The 15,771-nt window shown below is 60.0% G+C and carries 19 protein-coding genes; 9 read left to right on the plus strand and 10 right to left on the minus strand.

Annotated elements, in window-relative coordinates; all coding sequences use genetic code 11:
* Positions 1-4: 4 nt before the first annotated feature.
* On the minus strand, positions 5-394 hold the full coding sequence (locus K290_RS0116245; RefSeq protein ID WP_028752908.1) for a tautomerase family protein: 390 nt from the start codon (positions 392-394) through the stop codon (positions 5-7).
* A gap of 111 nt (positions 395-505) precedes the next feature.
* On the opposite strand from K290_RS0116245, the gene K290_RS34405 reads away from it, so the two are divergent.
* Positions 506-1,447, plus strand: a complete 942-nt coding sequence (locus K290_RS34405; protein WP_037135562.1) for a LysR substrate-binding domain-containing protein — start codon at positions 506-508, stop codon at positions 1,445-1,447.
* Here the strand turns inward: K290_RS34405 and K290_RS0116255 are convergent.
* The 6 genes from K290_RS0116255 to K290_RS0116280 form a co-directional block, all read right to left on the minus strand.
* Positions 1,426-2,475, minus strand: coding sequence for an alpha/beta fold hydrolase (locus K290_RS0116255; protein ID WP_051264112.1), 1,050 nt, complete (start codon positions 2,473-2,475; stop codon positions 1,426-1,428). The genes K290_RS34405 and K290_RS0116255 overlap by 22 nt on opposite strands.
* A 139-nt stretch (positions 2,476-2,614) precedes the next feature.
* The gene (locus K290_RS0116260) at positions 2,615-3,244 is read right to left on the minus strand and encodes a tetratricopeptide repeat protein (RefSeq protein WP_028752910.1); all 630 of its coding nucleotides are present in this window, start codon (positions 3,242-3,244) and stop codon (positions 2,615-2,617) included.
* A 97-nt stretch (positions 3,245-3,341) separates the two neighbouring features.
* The gene (gene ykgO, locus K290_RS0116265) at positions 3,342-3,467 is read right to left on the minus strand and encodes a type B 50S ribosomal protein L36 (protein ID WP_003582204.1); all 126 of its coding nucleotides are present in this window, start codon (positions 3,465-3,467) and stop codon (positions 3,342-3,344) included.
* A 153-nt stretch (positions 3,468-3,620) separates the two neighbouring features.
* Complete coding sequence (locus K290_RS0116270; RefSeq protein ID WP_028752911.1) at positions 3,621-4,679, minus strand: 5-(carboxyamino)imidazole ribonucleotide synthase; 1,059 nt, start codon at positions 4,677-4,679, stop codon at positions 3,621-3,623.
* A complete protein-coding gene (gene purE, locus K290_RS0116275) occupies positions 4,676-5,170 on the minus strand; it encodes a 5-(carboxyamino)imidazole ribonucleotide mutase (protein ID WP_028752912.1) in 495 nt (164 codons plus the stop codon). The genes K290_RS0116270 and purE overlap by 4 nt, the downstream gene beginning before the upstream one ends.
* A 19-nt stretch (positions 5,171-5,189) precedes the next feature.
* The gene (locus tag K290_RS0116280; RefSeq protein WP_028752913.1) at positions 5,190-5,393 is read right to left on the minus strand and encodes a YdcH family protein; all 204 of its coding nucleotides are present in this window, start codon (positions 5,391-5,393) and stop codon (positions 5,190-5,192) included.
* Between the two features lie 229 nt (positions 5,394-5,622).
* On the opposite strand from K290_RS0116280, the gene K290_RS36265 reads away from it, so the two are divergent.
* Positions 5,623-5,796, plus strand: coding sequence for a YdcH family protein (locus tag K290_RS36265; protein WP_081670329.1), 174 nt, complete (start codon positions 5,623-5,625; stop codon positions 5,794-5,796).
* 222 nt (positions 5,797-6,018) lie between these two features.
* Here K290_RS36265 and K290_RS0116290 read toward each other — a convergent pair whose 3' ends face one another.
* The gene (locus tag K290_RS0116290; RefSeq protein WP_028752915.1) at positions 6,019-6,279 is read right to left on the minus strand and encodes an ArsR/SmtB family transcription factor; all 261 of its coding nucleotides are present in this window, start codon (positions 6,277-6,279) and stop codon (positions 6,019-6,021) included.
* A gap of 77 nt (positions 6,280-6,356) precedes the next feature.
* A complete protein-coding gene (locus K290_RS34410) occupies positions 6,357-6,881 on the minus strand; it encodes a tetratricopeptide repeat protein (RefSeq protein ID WP_051264113.1) in 525 nt (174 codons plus the stop codon).
* A 227-nt stretch (positions 6,882-7,108) separates the two neighbouring features.
* On the opposite strand from K290_RS34410, the gene K290_RS0116300 reads away from it, so the two are divergent.
* Positions 7,109-7,762, plus strand: coding sequence for a thiamine phosphate synthase (locus tag K290_RS0116300; RefSeq protein WP_028752916.1), 654 nt, complete (start codon positions 7,109-7,111; stop codon positions 7,760-7,762).
* Positions 7,763-7,771: 9 nt separating this feature from the next.
* On the plus strand, positions 7,772-9,016 hold the full coding sequence (locus K290_RS0116305; RefSeq protein ID WP_028752917.1) for a tetratricopeptide repeat protein: 1,245 nt from the start codon (positions 7,772-7,774) through the stop codon (positions 9,014-9,016).
* 84 nt (positions 9,017-9,100) lie between these two features.
* Here the strand turns inward: K290_RS0116305 and K290_RS0116310 are convergent, their stop codons facing one another.
* Entirely contained in the window at positions 9,101-10,786 is a 1,686-nt protein-coding gene (locus K290_RS0116310; RefSeq protein ID WP_051264114.1) for a hypothetical protein, read from the minus strand.
* A gap of 404 nt (positions 10,787-11,190) precedes the next feature.
* On the opposite strand from K290_RS0116310, the gene K290_RS0116315 reads away from it, so the two are divergent.
* From K290_RS0116315 to K290_RS0116335, 5 genes are all read left to right on the plus strand, one after another.
* Complete coding sequence (locus K290_RS0116315; protein ID WP_028752919.1) at positions 11,191-11,514, plus strand: hypothetical protein; 324 nt, start codon at positions 11,191-11,193, stop codon at positions 11,512-11,514.
* Complete coding sequence (locus K290_RS0116320) at positions 11,511-11,879, plus strand: response regulator (protein WP_028752920.1); 369 nt, start codon at positions 11,511-11,513, stop codon at positions 11,877-11,879. Before K290_RS0116315 ends, K290_RS0116320 begins: the two co-directional genes overlap by 4 nt.
* Complete coding sequence (locus K290_RS0116325; RefSeq protein WP_028752921.1) at positions 11,876-13,906, plus strand: chemotaxis protein CheA; 2,031 nt, start codon at positions 11,876-11,878, stop codon at positions 13,904-13,906. The genes K290_RS0116320 and K290_RS0116325 overlap by 4 nt, the downstream gene beginning before the upstream one ends.
* 11 nt (positions 13,907-13,917) lie before the next feature.
* A complete protein-coding gene (locus tag K290_RS0116330; RefSeq protein ID WP_154668620.1) occupies positions 13,918-14,418 on the plus strand; it encodes a chemotaxis protein CheW in 501 nt (166 codons plus the stop codon).
* 36 nt (positions 14,419-14,454) lie between these two features.
* Positions 14,455-15,771, plus strand: a 1,317-nt coding sequence (locus K290_RS0116335; protein WP_037135588.1) for a methyl-accepting chemotaxis protein, incomplete at its 3' end; no start/stop codon positions are given.

Raw genomic sequence — 15,771 nt, forward strand, 5'->3', positions numbered from 1 at the left:
ATCGTCAGGCCTGTTCGATCATCTGCGCGATCCCGTCCGCAAAGGACCAGTCCTCGCGCGTCGTTGTGACAATATTGATCATCACATCTTCGGGCCGCAGGCCCGGCGCATCCGCAAGCAGGGCGACGAGGCGGCGATAGAAGGCCTTCTTGAGTTCGGTCGAGCGCGGCTTGCCGATCGTGATCTGGAAGAAGACGTAATTGTCCGAGCGTGGGCCGCCGAGATAGGTGCGGTCGAAGATCAGCTCGTTCGGCTCCAACTGATGAATCTCCTGGAAGCGATCGGTGGGCGGCACGTCGAAGGTCTCGACCATGGCACGATGGAAATTATCCGAAAGCGCCTGCAAATATTCCGGCGACTTGCCGCGGAGAAGGGAAATACGAGTGAATGGCATGGGGTGCTCCTGTCATCGGGTCTACTTGACGAGTACACCATACCACGGGATAATAGTCCGGAAAATCAGATAGTATTTGAATAATAGTCCCAAAAATATGGACGATTGATCATGCGGAAAGTTATCTTCGACCTCGACGTCCTGCGCAGCTTCGTGACAGGCATGGAGCTTGGCAGCTTCGCCAAGGCAGCAGAACGGCTCGGGCGCTCGACCTCCGCAATCAGCGCGCAGCTCAAGAAGCTGGAGGAACAGGCGGGCACGCCGATCTTCCGCAAGGCCGGGCGCGGGCTGGCGCTTACGGAGGCCGGCGAGACGATGCTCGGCTATGCGAGGCGACTGCTGGATCTCAACGACGAGGCGGCAACTGCGATCCATGGTGCGGATCTGGAGGGCTGGGTTCGGCTCGGCTTGCAGGAGGATTTCGGCGAGACGCTGTTGCCGGAGGTCCTCGGCCGCTTTGCCCGCGCGCATCCGAAAGTGCGGATCGAGGCGCGCGTGGTGCGAAATGCCGAGCTGATCGAGCGCGTGACGTCCGGCAAACTCGATCTGGCGCTCGCCTGGAGCGACGGTTTTCGCACGGCCCATACCTATCGCATTGCCGAAGTGCCGATGTGCTGGGTCGGGCCGGCGCATGGTGCCACGCAATGGCATGCCGATGGCTGCGAACCGCTGCCGCTCGCGTCACTGGAAGCGCCCTGCCTGCTGCGATCAATCGCAACCAAGGTGCTGGACCATGCCGGCATAGGCTGGCGCATTTCCTTTGTCAGCCCCAGCCTCGGCGGGCTCTGGGCGGCGACGGCCGCAGGGTTGGGCGTGACGGTGCGCACGCCGTTGGGTCTGCCGGATAAGGTGCGGCCCATGATGCCAGGTGAAGCCGGCCTCCCGCCGCTGCCAAAGCTCGATCTCGTACTGCATCGCGCCGAAGCGGAAGCGAATCCGGCGACGGAGCGGCTGGCTTCGATCATGCTGCAAGCCGTGCGGCAAACGGTGGATGCCACGCCGCAGGGGCGGGTGTTTGCCGATGCGCCGGACTACGAACTCGTCACTGCCTGAGCAGCCGTGGACTCGGTCGGCAGCGTGATCTTCAGGCGCGCGAGGCGGGCTTCTGCCTCCTGAGCGAATGCCTGGAGATCGCGTGCCTGGCCGGCGAGGTGCTCCATCGCCGCGATGGCGACATCGGTTGCGACATAGTCCGGTTTGTGGCCGAGATGGCGGATGGTGACGAGCTCTGCACCGGCGATGTCGCGCGCTAGGCCGCGCGAATGTAGTTCTTCCATGACGATGTCGTCGCTGTCGCCCGTGATGATCACGGTCGGTGCCGTGATTTCCCGGTAGCGCGGTGCTTGGGCGACGACATAGGGTAAGAGATTGGCAACGTCGGCTGCATTATTGATAAAAGCTCTTGGCCGTAGCACCAGCTCCGGTGCGGTTTTCACCACGTAATCGGCAGGACGCTGATTGGGGTGGAAGACGCTGAGCGTGCTGCTTTCGACACGCTGCAGACCGATCGGCATTACCAGCAGATGGGCGAAGAGCCAGCCGAAGACCGGCATGGCGGCAAGTGTATAGTACCAGTCGATGCCACCCGGCCACGGATGGGTCGCCGGCGCCAGGAAGAGCAGACCGGCCGTCTTGTCGGGATGACGCATGCCGAAGGCTGCGGCGATGGCGCCGCCGAAGGAATGACCGACCACGATGGCGTTTTCGATGCCCTGTTTCTCCATCAATTTGGCAATCGCGTCGGCCTGGCCGGAGGGCAGGGCATTTTCCGGGCCGCCGCGTTCGGAATAGCCATGGCCGGGGCGATCGACGAACAGCATTTCCGCCCGGCCGGCGAGCGGGCCGGCAAAGGCTTCGAACTGGTCGCGCAGATTGCCGCTGGCGCCGTGGATGAAGATCAGCGGCGGCAGATCGGCGGTGGCCGGGCGCGGCAGATGCAGGGCGTTCATGCGGAATTCGCCAATATCGGTCAGCTTGCCGATATTGGGATGGGCTTGCTCGATCGCGCGCGTCTTATAGGCCGAAAAGCAGGCCGCGGCGGCAGGAATTAAAACAAGAGCGCAAAGCAGAATATCGATCATTGCGGTATGAAGCAGATAATGGGGACTATTGGTCTATGCGACTTTCACGATCTCTCGTGTGTCGTAGATATGCCCTTTGTTGAGAAATCCTAGACCATTCCGCTTTTAGGCGGAATTACCAGTAAGTGGACGGGATTCGCTAGGTTCGGCTACCGGCAATTTTTTCGGAGAGGGTATTAAACTGCTCCTGGGCGGCGCGATTCGCCGGATAAATTTCAAGGAAGCGTTCCCAAGCCTTCAGGGTCAGCTCGTCATTGCCGGTTTCGCTCAAGATCGCGGCCATGCCGGCGAGCGCGCCGAAGTGGCGCGGTTCTATCCGCAGCACCTGATTGATGTCTTCCATCGACTTGCGATAGTCGCCGATGGCGTAATTGAGTGTCGCGCGGCGGTTCCATCCCTCGGCATAGTCGGGCTTCAGCGAGATCACCTGGTCGAGGAAATCCATGGCGGCCGCATTGCGCTTTTCCTGGATCGCCTTATCAGCCCATTGCATCAGCAGATTGATGGTGGCGCTGCCGGAATCGCTCCACTCCATGCGAATCTGGTCGGCGATGAGGCTCGCCTGATCAGGATTACGCTGACGCTTCAAAGCTGTGAAGAGATTGTCGATCTGCTGCTTCGAGGACAGGGTGCCGGAGTCGGCGTTCGGATCTTTCTTCTCGACGATGTTCGAATCGTCCGCCATGGCGAGATGCGGTGTGGCGGCGGTCAGGGCGAGGAAAATCGGCAGGGCCAGATATGACGAAGCAAAAATGCGCATGGCGGGCATAGTAGCCCGCCAATGTCGAAGATCAAAATAATTTTGATGTGATCATCTCAAACGACCGCGAACGGTCCGCCCGGCCGTAGCCAGGCGCCACGCAAAATCAGCCCTGACGAGCCTTGTAGCGCGGGTTCAGCTTGTTGATGATGTAAATGCGGCCCTTGCGGCGGACCAGACGGTTGTCACGGTGACGCGCCTTGAGCGACTTGAGCGAATTCTTGATCTTCATTTTTCTGATCCGCGATGTTTGAGGGGGAATGTCACATTCGCCCGGTATCTTTAACAATCAAAAGCGCGCTCGGGGCGCGCTCTTTAGGGTGGGCAGCAAATACCCTGTCGCCTTAGCCCTGTCAACCACGTCAGGGGTTTTTTCCCTGCGCTGTTAGCGACGAAGCTGTGTAATATGCCCCATTTTGCGGCCGGGACGCGACTTTGTCTTGCCGTAGAGATGGACCAGCACATCGTCCTGGCTCAGCCAATCGGGAACCGAAAGGATATCGTCGCCGATCAGATTCAGCATTACGCAGTCGGAATGGCGTCCGGGATTGCCGAGCGGCAGGCCGGCGACGGCGCGGATATGCTGCTCGAATTGCGAGACGACGCAGGCGGCTTCCGTCCAGTGCCCGGAATTGTGAACGCGCGGTGCCATTTCATTGGCAATCAGACTGCCGTCGGCGAGGACGAAGAACTCAATGCCGATGACGCCGACATAGCCGAGCGCGGCCACAATCTTTTCCGCCGCCACCCGCGCCGCCGCCGCCGTCTCGGCGGAGATGCTGGCGGGGAGGGTGGAGGTGTGGAGGATGCCGTTGCGGTGGATATTTTCCGCCGGATCATAGCAGGCGATGGTGCCATCCAAGCCGCGGGCGGCAATGATGGAGATCTCCCGCTCGAATGCCACGAAGCTTTCGAGAATCAGCGGCACGCCGCCGAGCGCGGCATAGCCGCCTTCAGCACTGTCGGCGGACGAGCGATAGACGCGCTGCCCCTTTCCGTCATAGCCGAGGCGCCGGGTCTTGAGCACACCCTGGCCGCCGAAATCGGCAAGCGCCGTTTCGAGATCGGCCTGGCTGTCGACGGCGTGAAAACGAGCGGTCGGAATGCCGCAATCGTTGATGAAGCGCTTTTCGGTCAGTCTGTCCTGCGCCATCTCCAGCGCCATTGGCGGCGGGTAGACCGCGATATCCTTGGCGAGCCTCTCGGCGGCGATGACCGGCACGTTTTCAAATTCGTACGTGACGACGTCGCAGCGCTTCGCCAGTTCGGCGAGAGCGGCCGGATCGTCATAGGTGGCTACGATTTGGTCGTTCGCCACCTGCGCGGCGGGGCAATCGGCCTCCGGCTCCAGGATGATCGTGCGGAAGTTCAAGCGAGCCGCCGCCATGGCCAGCATGCGGCCGAGCTGGCCGCCGCCGATGATGCCGATCGTTTTCGCGGTCATAGGTCGTCCATTGGATATTCAGCGACCGCAGCGCTCTGCCGGGCCCGCCATTCGTCCAGCCGTTCAGCGATATCCTCATCACCGAGCGCCAGGACGGCGGCGGCAAGAAGGGCGGCATTGATCGCGCCGGCCTTGCCGATCGCCAACGTGCCGACGGGAATACCTGCCGGCATCTGCACGATGGAAAGAAGGCTGTCCTGGCCGGACAAGGCACGCGACTGCACCGGCACACCGAAGACCGGCAGCGGCGTCATCGACGCGGCCATGCCCGGAAGGTGGGCGGCGCCGCCTGCGCCGGCGATAATGACTTTAAAGCCTTCGTCGCGTGCGCCCTTGGCGAAGCTCACCAGCCGGTCCGGCGTGCGATGTGCGGAGATGATGCGCGCGTCATAGGTGATTTCCAGCGCCTCCAGCGTATCTGCGGCGTTCTTCATGGTTTCCCAGTCGGACTGGCTGCCCATGATGATGGCGACGGGTGGTCTTTCTGTCATCATCGTCGCGTCTTGCTCCTCAGGCGATAATGTCGGGAATGATCTGGTCTTCCAGCTTGGTGAGCTTGTCCTTGATGACGAGCTTCTTCTTTTTCATGCGCTGAATGCGAAGCGCGTCGCAGCCCGTCTGGATCATGGCGTCGATCGCGGCGTCATAGTCTTCATGTTCCTGGCGCAACCGCGCCACGATCAGCCTGATTTCCGCCTGTTCCTGATCGGCCATGCTCATTTCCCCAATGCCCTGCGGAGACTTGTTCGTTCCGCCACGTGAATCCCGCAAGCTCCTATCACCAAATGATGGTAACGGGAAGTTATCCCTCATCACGAATTTGCCGCTCATAGGCCACGTTTTCGCCTTCGACAAGGGTTCGATATTATGGCACACTGGTAGGGTTGACACCTAGAGCCTTGGCGATGGATGGCCAGGGATCGTAAGAGGAAGGAAGGGTCATATGACTGTTCAAGCTCATCTTGAATCGCTCGAAAAGAAACATGTCGCTCTCGAGGAGGAGCTGCATTCTGCACTGACGTCTCCCTCTATCAATGATACTGAAATAGCCGATATCAAGCGCAGGAAGCTGCGCCTCAAAGACGAAATCCAACGTCTGCGATCGTCAGTTCACTGACGCAACGTCTTCCAGAGGACGGAAGCCATCGATCGTGGCAAGGAAGACAGGCGGGCCGGAAGGCCCTGAAACAATTCCCTTGTAAGAGACGGTGACTGCTCCCAGTCGATAAGGATGCGCCAACTTCAAAACGTGAGGAGTGGGAGTTGGCGCAACTTTCCTGAGAAAGATTGGGCCTGATAAAGATCGGAATTGCCGCAGAGCGCGCAAAGGAGCCTGATCTCAGCCCCAGAACTGATCCAGCCACAAATTGAGCTTGTCGAAACCGCGGCTGTTGACCGCGTAGATGCGTTTCGTCCCTTCGGTGGTGACAGAAACGAGATTGCTGTCAAGCAGCGCCTTGAGATGCTGCGACACGGCCGGCCTGCTGATCGGCAGGCCCTGCGCCAGTTCGTTGACCGTTTTGGGTGCGCGGCGCAATTCCTCCAGCAGGTAACGCCGGTTCGGATCCGCGATGGCTGCGAAGGGGTCCATGGTCGACATGGGCCGAAAGCTACGTCAAACGCCCAAGAGCGGCAAGTCAATTGTGCGCCGCAATGATGCGTTGTTTCGGTCGTGGCCTACTTTTGTTGTGGCGGAGGTAAAATATCGGAAATGTCTGGCATGTTCTCGTCGGATTTCCTCTTCCAGTAGGTGGCTTGCTGTGGGTCCTTGGGGACTCCTTGTCCCTGTTCGTAGAGCATACTCAGCCAAAATGCGGAGAATGGTTCGCCTTGTTCCGCAGCGTTGCGAAACAATTCGGCCGCCTTGGTGTAATCCTGAGGTACGCCGCGGCCTGCGAGATACATCTCCCCAAGCGCAAATTGCCCCTTGGCATTGCCCTGTTCCGCCAGCTTTTGGAACCAGAAGGCCGCCTGATTGTCGTCCTGCTTAACGCCTCGTCCGAAAGCGTAGAGAGTGCCGACCACACCCTGAGCGCTCACGACCCCCTTTAGTGCTCTTTCATGATAGAGTTTGAAGGCGGTGGCATAATCCGACTTCTGATAGGCCATGAAGGCTTCATCTGGATCGGCGAGGACGACCGTACGAACCGTGCAGAACGCAATGCTCAACGTCAGTGCGAATATTATGCGCGCTAGTTTCATGTGATTTATCTGCCCCGGCCAGTCGTCGATCAGTCCTCTAGCTTTACTTTGGTACTGCGGTAAATATCAACTTTACGGTTGTATTCACATCGGTCTTTGGTTGTGGGGCAGGCAATGAGCAAATCAGCGCCTGTTGCCCCCTTGTCAGCAAGTTCTAACGGATTTACTCACAAGCATCGAATGGGTGCGCCATCCCCTGATAAATGAACGCAAATATGGAAACCCGCATGACCGTGCCCGAAGATCGTTGCCGCCTCGTTCTCATCGTTCCCGATATTGCCGATATCGAAGAGCAGGCGAAGGCGGTGGCCGATGCGCTGAGGGGCGGGGATGTGGCGTCGGTCATCATCCCGCAATATGGTCTCGACGACAGCACCTTCCAGAAACATGCGGAAAAGCTGGTGCCGGTGGTGCAGGCGGCTGGCGCAGCGGCGTTGATTGCCGGAGATAGCCGTGTCGCCGGCCGCGCCAAGGCCGACGGGTTGCACATTACCGGCAGTCTTGCCGAATTCACTGAAGCGGTGGAGAAATTCGTACCGAAGCTGATCGTCGGCGGCGGCAATGCCACAGACAGGCACAATGCGCTGGAGATCGGCGAGCTGCGTCCCGACTACATCTTCTTCGGCAAGCTCGATGGCGACATCAAGCCGGAGGCGCACCCGAAAAACCTGGCGCTCGGCGAATGGTGGGCATCGATGATCGAGATTCCCTGTATCATCATGGGTGGCACCGATCCGAAATCGGCGCTGGAAGTCGCTTTGACGGGCGCCGAATTCGTGGCGCTGCGCGGCGCCGTTTTTGCAGACCCCTCGGCGGCCCCATCCATCGTTGCGGAAGTGAATGCGCTTCTCGACGAAAAAGCGCCACGGTTTGAAGATTGATAGCAATCCATGTCGCTCACGCCTCGATTCAGTCACCGGTTTTTTCTTGCTGCGCTCGCCGTTGGGCTGACGGCATTGCCGCCGCTTGCGGTGGCGCAATCGAAAAATAGCGAGACGTCGCTTCCCGGCATGACAACGCAGCCGGACAAGGGCGCGCGGCCGACCGACAGCGGACAATCCGACGATACCGCGCCGGCCGATGAGGCTGCTGCGCCCGACGATAGCGCGCCGCCGCCGCCCGGCGACAGCGTGGTGACGCGGCCGTTGGATGCTGCGGCCGGCACTTTCAAGACCGAGAAGACCGCGCCCGGCGCTGAGCCGAAGACGGAGGATGCCATCAAGCCCTCCCAAGGCGTCGGCGTCTTTGACCGCATGGGCGCGAAGCTCCCCGACCTGCCACCGGAAAAGGCGTTCACTGGCAAGGTCGACGAAGCATACGGCGCTTTCCAGCGCGGCTATTATCTGACCGCGTTTCAGAAAGCCTTGCCGCGGGCACAGCTCGGAGACCCCGCGGCGCAGACCTTGCTTGCCGAATTGATGTCGCAGGGCCTGGGCGTCAAGCGCGACACCAAGGATGCTGCCTTCTGGTACGGTAAGGCAGCCGAAGGCGGCGATGCAACTTCGATGTTCAAATACGCGTTGCTCCTGATGGAGGGGCGTGACCTGCCACGCGACGAGAAGAAGGCGGACGAGTGGATGAAGAAGGCGGCCGATGCCGGCCAGCCATCCGCCGAATTCAACTGGGGGCAGAGCCTGACGGCAGACAATCCCGGGATCAAGGGTCTGCAGATGGCTCTCCCGTATTATGAAAAGGCGGCGCAGCAGGGCATTGCCGATGCGCAATATGCCGTCTCCCAGCTCTATCTCAATCTGCCCGACCTGCCTGCGGAGAAGAAGGCACAGGCGCGTGAATGGCTGTCGCGCGCTGCCAATGCAGGCTTCGACACCGCCCAGCTCGACATGGGCGTTTGGCTGATCAACGGTATTGGCGGCAAGCAGGATCTGGAAAACGGTTTCAACTGGATGCGGGTTGCCGCCTATCGCGGCAATGTCGTTGCGCAAAACAAACTGGCGCATCTCTATATCAACGCGCTCGGCACGAAGCAGGATCCGGTGGCCGCGGCGACCTGGTATGTCATCTCGCGCCGCGCCGGCCTCAAAGATCCGGAACTTGAGGATTTTTACCAGGGCATCGAGGATTATCAGCAAAAGGCCGCGATCGACGCCGCGAACAAATTTCGCAGGGCGCAGTAACGCTGTCTTTTGAATCTAGAGCATCTTATCCGCTTACAGGTGATTTCACCTGAAAGCCGGATGCTCTAAGCGAATTCCATTCCGTTAGAACAGAGCGTCCGCGAAAAGATATTCGTCCGCCTTGGCCGGTGCAGCAGCCGGTGCCGCGCTGGCATCCATGGCGATGATATCGCGATGGACATTGCGCTCCTGCGCCATTGTGTAGGTCTTGAAGATGCGGGCGCTGAGCGGCGCGATGGTCTCCTCCAAATCGCTGACGTCGGCCATATAGCTGCCGGCCATAACTTCGAGCGTGTCGGCACAATTTGCCAGGATCTCGCCGAGGTCGCGTTGGAAGTCGAGCTTGCCGATCGACAGCATGATCTTGTTCGCCACTTCACGGCCATGCGCCGAGAGCGTTTCCAGCTCGCCATCCATGATATTGGCGGCGGTGCGGATGGCGTCGACGGCCGAGATTAGCCGCTCGTCGAGGCGGTAGTCCGAGGCCTCCTGGCCGAAGGCAACGTGGCCGGCCGCCGTTTCGAGGGATGCGAGACCGGAGACGATCGCATCGGCGGATTCATCGAGTTTTGCCGCAAAGATGCGCAGTTCGGCGGTGACGACGTTGATCGAACGGCCTTCCTCGCCCATACGGCTGCAGCGCAGATTGGTATTGAGCGCCATGTAGTGGATGTCGGTCTTGACGGCGCGGATGGTCTCGATGCGATGCAACAGGTTCGAGGCCGTGCCGAGCGTCGACTGGCTGATACCATCGGCCTGAACGCGGGCGGTTTCGACCTGTTTGACGATGGTGTGGGCAGCCGAGACGCTCTGTTCCAGCGCACGCAGCACATTGCCGTCGCTGTTTCCATGCTCGGGCTTCATGGCGTCGCGCAGCTTCAGGATTTCCTGCGTGTCATGGCTGAAGCTGGCGATGATCTTGACGACACTGCCAGACTCCCGCTGGAAATCCGAGACCATGTCGCGCATCTGCGCCGCCGTCAGGTGGTGGATAACATTTTCGAGCCGCTGGCTGGCATCGGCATCGAGCCTACTGCCTTCCTCGCCTTCAAGAAATTCTTCGAGAAAGGCGAAGGCGCTTTGCACATGCTCGATGCGCTGGCGGGTGATGTCGCCGATCTGCAAAGCCGAAAGGGTGGTTGCGACCTTGTTTTGCACACCGCGGGCAATGGCGCCGACCTCGGCGGCGATTACTGCGAGTTCCCGGCGGTGGGCAGCGATGGTGCGGGCATCCTTTTCGAGTGCTGCGACCACTTGCGGAACATTGCGGTCATAGGCCTTCGCGGTTGTGGCGCCAAAGGTCATGGCGACCTTGAGGTCGCGTTCGAGGGCGCCGAGCTGCTGGGCGAAGGTGTTGACTTCATTGGTGCCGGAGTGAATGCGCTCCAGGATCTCCTCGGCAAAACCGGCAAATTCGGCAATGCCCGCACCGGTAATCTTCACCGTGACCGCGAAAGTGCGCAGGTAACGCATGGTCTCCTGCATATCGGTGACATGCGCGTGCAGCTTAGTGCCGGCCTCGGCCAAAACAGCGAAATTCTCCTGGCGCCGTGCTTCGAGACCGGGCAGGTCCGACAAGCCGCTCACCGTCAGCAACAGATCGGCGGTGGTGTCGCTGGTGCCGTCATTGTCGAGCGCCTTGGTCAGCCGGTCGAGGGATGACAGGAGTTGGTTCAGGACTTCCATGACAGATAGAAGAACAGCGCCGCCGTCGAGAAAGCGTTTCTCAACCTCCGTGCGCGCCGCTTCCAGGGTGCGGCTGACATCCATGGCCCGCGGGAGTCCCCGTGGGCAATCGATGCGGCGTGCCAGAGCTGTTCCATTTTGCATGTGTGTCCCTTTACTTGGAGAAAGGCCCGTTCGACTCAACTCTTAAATGTGGGATGGAAAATTCCGGTAAATTCTCAGGACTCGTGGACGTTGCATGCCGGGCTTTCCCCAGCAGAGTTAAGATTCACTCACCGGAAAGCCGCGGTTTTGATCTTTTCGATTTAACCGGCTGAATCTCAAACATATTTTTCATCGTAAAACTTCTGCGGTCATTTATGTCAGGTGAGAATTCACAGCTGAGAAAACGGAGAATTATACAACCTGTGTTTACTGCCTGTTAAGGCTGACATGAGATTCAGTAGTTATTGCTCAAGTATTCATGTGGTAGCGGAGCCGGATTTGAAATGGATGATCAATATTCCGAATCTATTTCCCTGCCTGATATCCTGAACATCAGGAACATTTCCGAAATCTATCAAAGTATGACTTTAAAGTTTCGCGACAGCAAAATGCTTATCCTCGAAGTCGCCGACGATGCGGAAGCTGATTTGAGCTTCGTGCAATTGGTCGAGTCGGCTCGGGCCGAGGCGAAGGCTTCCGGCAAAACACTTCGTCTTTCTTCTCCGGCCAGCGGTTCTGTTTTGAAAGTCTTGCAAAGGGGCGGGTTCGTCGAGGCCTTTACGGCGGAGGACGCGCAATTCTGGCTCCATCAAGAGGTACATTCATGAGTGCGAAGATTTTGACTGTCGACGATTCCGCCAGCATCCGTCTGACAACCAAGGTGACGCTGACCAATGCCGGTTACGAGGTCATCGAGGCGGCGAACGGTGCCGAGGGCCTCGACAAGGCCAAGGCCGGGCAATTCGATCTCATCGTGACGGACCTCAACATGCCTGTCATGGACGGATTGACCATGATCGAGGAACTGCGCAAGCTACCGGCTCACATGGGCGTTCCAATCATCTTCCTGACGACGGAATCCGATGCCGATCTCAAGGCGCGCGCCAAGGCTGCCGGCGCCACCGGGTGGCTGACCAAGCCTTTCGATCCGGAAAATCTCGTCAAGATCGCCAGGAAGGTGCTGGGCAGATGAGCTCGATCGATCCAATCGCTGTCTTCCGTACCGAGGCTGCAGAATGCCTGGAGCAGATCGAGGCAGGCCTTTTGGATCTCACGCATCGGCTAGACGATAGGCCTTTGATCGACGCCGTGTTCCGCAGCCTTCATACGCTGAAAGGCTCGGGCTCCATGTTCGGCTTCGATGCGCTTGCTGCCTTTACACATCATTGCGAAACCGCCTTCGACCGCGTCCGCAAAGGCCAGGCGCCGGCAACGGCCGAGCTCGTCGCTGCCGTTCTGGACGCGCAGGATCATATGCGCGCCCTCGTCGACGATCCCAACGGCAATCACGACGCCACCAGCCAGCGCCTTCTGGCGCAGTTGCAAGCAGCGGTCGGCGGCGTCGGCGATGCTGCAAAGCCTGTGCAGGCGGTCGCCGCGACTGCGCCCGTCGCGAACAAGCGCAAGACCTGGCATATCCGTTTCAGCCTGCCGCTGAACGCGATGATCAACGGCACCAATCCGCTGGGTTTGCTGGACGAACTGCGCGATCTTGGCGAATGCCGCATTCTCGCCAACACCTCGGCCATTCCCCCGCTGAGCGCGCTAGCGCCGACGGAGCTGCATCTTTCCTGGGATGTGACTGTTACGACCGAGCAGCCGCGCTCAGCCATCGACGATGTTTTCATCTTCGTTATGGACGACATGCAGCTCGATGTGGAGGAAATCGATGGCAATGCGGTTGTTGGAGCGCCCGATGAGCCTGTCGTCTCGACCGTCCCGCAGGCGACCGCATCGGCCGCGCCGGCTGCTGCCGAGATTGTCCCCGTCAAACGCGAGGCGGTGGCATCTGCGGCGTCGGTTGCCGACCAGCGTCAGGCAAAAGTTGCGGAAAGCGTTCGCGTTCCGGCTGATCGCCTCGATGAACTCATGGACCGTGTCGGCGAACTGGTCATAGCGCAATCGCGCCTCAGCCAGTTGGCGAGTGCCAGCGCCGATATCGGGCTGAGGTCGGTGTCGGAAGAGATCGAGCGCCTATCTGGCGAACTGCGCGATACGATGATGGTGCTGCGCATGGTGCCGGTCGCGAGCCTTTTCAATCGCTTCCGCCGTCTGGTGCATGATCTGGCGCGCGAGACCGGCAAGGTTATCGAACTCGTCACCGAAGGCGAGACGACGGAGGTCGACAAGACCGTGATCGAACGGCTTGCCGATCCGCTGGTGCATCTGGTGCGCAATTCCATCGACCATGGTCTTGAACCACCGGAAGAACGTCTTGCTGCCGGCAAGGCCAAAGCCGGAACGATTACATTGTCAGCCCGGCAATCGGGCGGCGAGGTCATCATCTCGATCAAGGATGACGGCCGCGGCATCAATCGCGAACGCGTTCGCGCCAAGGCGGAATCGTCGGGGCTGATCCAGCCGGGACAGCAACTCAGCGATGCCGAGCTTCTGCAGCTCATCTTCGCGCCCGGATTTTCGACGGCGGCGCAGATCACCAATCTTTCCGGCCGCGGCGTCGGCATGGATGTGGTGAAGCAGACGGTGGAAGCGCTGCGGGGCGCCATCGATATCGTCAGCCAGCCGGGGCAGGGGTCCGACGTGTCGCTGCGCATTCCGCTGACGCTCGCCATCATCGACGGCCTGCTCGTGCGCGTCGGCGCAGGGCGCTATGTCATTCCGCTGTCGGCGGTCGAGGAATGCCTGGAATTGTCGCTGGAAGAGGATCTGCGTTCGCGCGGCCGCAGCTTCATTTCGCTGCGCGACAGCCTGGTGCCGTTCCTGCGGTTGCGAGACGTATTCCGCACCGGCACCAAGCCGGATGTGCATCAGAAGGTTGTCGTCATCTCCACCGGCACCGAGCGGGTCGGCCTTGTCGTCGACCAGATCATCGGCGACCACCAGACGGTGATCAAATCCATGTCGAAGCTGCACAATGACGTCGCCCACTTCTCCGGGGCGACGATCCTCGGTGACGGCAGCGTCGCCCTCATTCTCGATGTCGTGCATCTGGTCGCAGCCGGACAGCAACAGGAGGCGCATCTGCGTGCAGCGGGATGAGCGGAACAGCCATGAAATCCGACAATCTCTGGAATGGCATTCACTGGAATGAAAACGGCGAGCTTGAAGTCCTGACCTTCGATCTTGCCGGTGAAACCTTCGCCCTCGAGGCGGTCATGGTTCAGGAAATCCTGGACATTCTGCCGGAAACCGCCGTTCCCGGCAGCCAGCCCTTCGTGGGTAGTGTCATCAACTTTCGCGGCAAGGTGATCCCCCTTGCCGATCTCCGCCTCGCTTTCGGCATGGAAGCGGCGGAAGCGACTATCGATAGCCGTATCATCGTTATCGAACTTGACCTGCAGGATGAACCCACGCTCGTGGGTCTGCGGACCGACAGGGTGAATGAAGTCACCACACTTGCAAAAGCTTCCAGCGAAGCACCGCCTAGCGTGGGGATGCGTTGGCGTCCCGACTACATCAACTGCCTGGTCAAGCGCGGTGGGGAATTCATCATTCTCCCCAATCTGCAGGCGATTTTTTCCGCCCGGCAAAACAAGGCGCTTTCCGCCTGACCATTGCGTGGCCGAATTTTCGAGGGAATCAAGACGATGCGTCTAACGATCAAAGCCAAGCTGGTGGGGGCGTTCGCCTTCATCATCCTCATGCTGATAGGCACGGCCGGCTACGGCATCATGAGCCTCAGCGCTTTCAACGACACCATCAGCAACGTTCTCGAAGGCCCTGTCGCGCGTCTGGAGTTGACGCAGCAGGTCAACATCTCCCAGCTTCAGGTCGTCCGTCAGCAGAAGAACCTACTTGCTGCGCAGAGCGACGAAGACGCCAAGGCTGCGCTCGCTGCCGGCGACGTGGCACGCAAGCAGCTCGCCGACACATTCGCCGCCTTGGACAAGATCGCGACCGAAGAGAGCCGTACCCGTTGGGATGCCGTCGAAGCCGTTGCGGCGAAGTTCATCCAGGCGGACGATCAGATCCGGCAACTGCTAAAGGCAGGCGACAAGGAAGGCGCGAACAACATCTCCGTTACCGACGCCCGCAAGGCCGCCAATGACATCGGCAACGCTCTCGACGGTCTGCTCGCCACCGAGAAGCAGAAAATGAAGGAAGCGGATGACGGCGCCGATGTGCAATATGCCGGCTCCCGCCTCACCATGCTGGTTGCCGCAGGTGTGGCGCTGCTGATCGCCGCCGCAACCGCTTTTTGGATCGCGAACACGATCAGCAAAGGTCTTACCCGCGCCAACACCGTCGTTCGAGAAGTTTCCGAGGGCGATCTGACGAAGACGGCTGAGATCACCAATCACGATGAAATCGGCGAATTGCTCGGCAACGTCAATGTCATGATCGAACGCCTGCGCGGCGTCGTTGCCGATGCATTGGGCGCGGCCGACAACGTTTCCTCGGGCAGCCAGGAACTCTCGGCAAGCTCTGAGCAGGTGTCGCAGGGCGCGACAGAGCAGGCGGCATCTGCTGAAGAAGCCTCGGCTTCGATGGAGCAGATGGCGGCGAACATCAAGCAGAATGCCGACAATGCCGCCCAGACGGAAAAGATCGCTCGTCAGTCGGCCAAGGATGCGGAAGCAAGCGGCGATGCGGTGACCCGCGCCGTCAGCGCCATGCGCACCATTGCCGAAAAGATCGGCATCGTGCAGGAAATCGCCCGCCAGACCGACCTTCTCGCTCTGAACGCGGCGGTGGAAGCGGCGCGTGCCGGCGAACACGGCAAGGGCTTTGCGGTCGTCGCCTCGGAAGTGCGCAAGCTTGCCGAACGTAGCCAATCGGCGGCTGCCGAGATCAGCTCGATGTCGAGCGATACCGTCAAGGCTGCCGCCGAAGCCGGCGAGATGCTGGGCCGTCTGGTGCCGGACATCCGCAAGACGGCCGAACTCGTCTCCGAGATCAGCGCT

Source organism: Rhizobium leucaenae USDA 9039 (assembly GCF_000426285.1).
Taxonomy (GTDB): Bacteria; Pseudomonadota; Alphaproteobacteria; order Rhizobiales; family Rhizobiaceae; genus Rhizobium; species Rhizobium leucaenae.

Coding starts and splice junctions, on each gene's coding strand:
- K290_RS0116245 (WP_028752908.1), bottom strand. CDS start 394: ATGCCATTCACTCGTATTTCCCTTCTCCGCGGCAAGTCGCCGGAATAT.
- K290_RS34405 (WP_037135562.1), top strand. CDS start 506: ATGCGGAAAGTTATCTTCGACCTCGACGTCCTGCGCAGCTTCGTGACA.
- K290_RS0116255 (WP_051264112.1), bottom strand. CDS start 2,475: ATGATCGATATTCTGCTTTGCGCTCTTGTTTTAATTCCTGCCGCCGCG.
- K290_RS0116260 (WP_028752910.1), bottom strand. CDS start 3,244: ATGCCCGCCATGCGCATTTTTGCTTCGTCATATCTGGCCCTGCCGATT.
- ykgO (WP_003582204.1), bottom strand. CDS start 3,467: ATGAAGATCAAGAATTCGCTCAAGTCGCTCAAGGCGCGTCACCGTGAC.
- K290_RS0116270 (WP_028752911.1), bottom strand. CDS start 4,679: ATGACCGCGAAAACGATCGGCATCATCGGCGGCGGCCAGCTCGGCCGC.
- purE (WP_028752912.1), bottom strand. CDS start 5,170: ATGACAGAAAGACCACCCGTCGCCATCATCATGGGCAGCCAGTCCGAC.
- K290_RS0116280 (WP_028752913.1), bottom strand. CDS start 5,393: ATGGCCGATCAGGAACAGGCGGAAATCAGGCTGATCGTGGCGCGGTTG.
- K290_RS36265 (WP_081670329.1), top strand. CDS start 5,623: ATGACTGTTCAAGCTCATCTTGAATCGCTCGAAAAGAAACATGTCGCT.
- K290_RS0116290 (WP_028752915.1), bottom strand. CDS start 6,279: ATGTCGACCATGGACCCCTTCGCAGCCATCGCGGATCCGAACCGGCGT.
- K290_RS34410 (WP_051264113.1), bottom strand. CDS start 6,881: ATGAAACTAGCGCGCATAATATTCGCACTGACGTTGAGCATTGCGTTC.
- K290_RS0116300 (WP_028752916.1), top strand. CDS start 7,109: ATGACCGTGCCCGAAGATCGTTGCCGCCTCGTTCTCATCGTTCCCGAT.
- K290_RS0116305 (WP_028752917.1), top strand. CDS start 7,772: ATGTCGCTCACGCCTCGATTCAGTCACCGGTTTTTTCTTGCTGCGCTC.
- K290_RS0116310 (WP_051264114.1), bottom strand. CDS start 10,786: ATGGATGTCAGCCGCACCCTGGAAGCGGCGCGCACGGAGGTTGAGAAA.
- K290_RS0116315 (WP_028752919.1), top strand. CDS start 11,191: ATGGATGATCAATATTCCGAATCTATTTCCCTGCCTGATATCCTGAAC.
- K290_RS0116320 (WP_028752920.1), top strand. CDS start 11,511: ATGAGTGCGAAGATTTTGACTGTCGACGATTCCGCCAGCATCCGTCTG.
- K290_RS0116325 (WP_028752921.1), top strand. CDS start 11,876: ATGAGCTCGATCGATCCAATCGCTGTCTTCCGTACCGAGGCTGCAGAA.
- K290_RS0116330 (WP_154668620.1), top strand. CDS start 13,918: ATGAAATCCGACAATCTCTGGAATGGCATTCACTGGAATGAAAACGGC.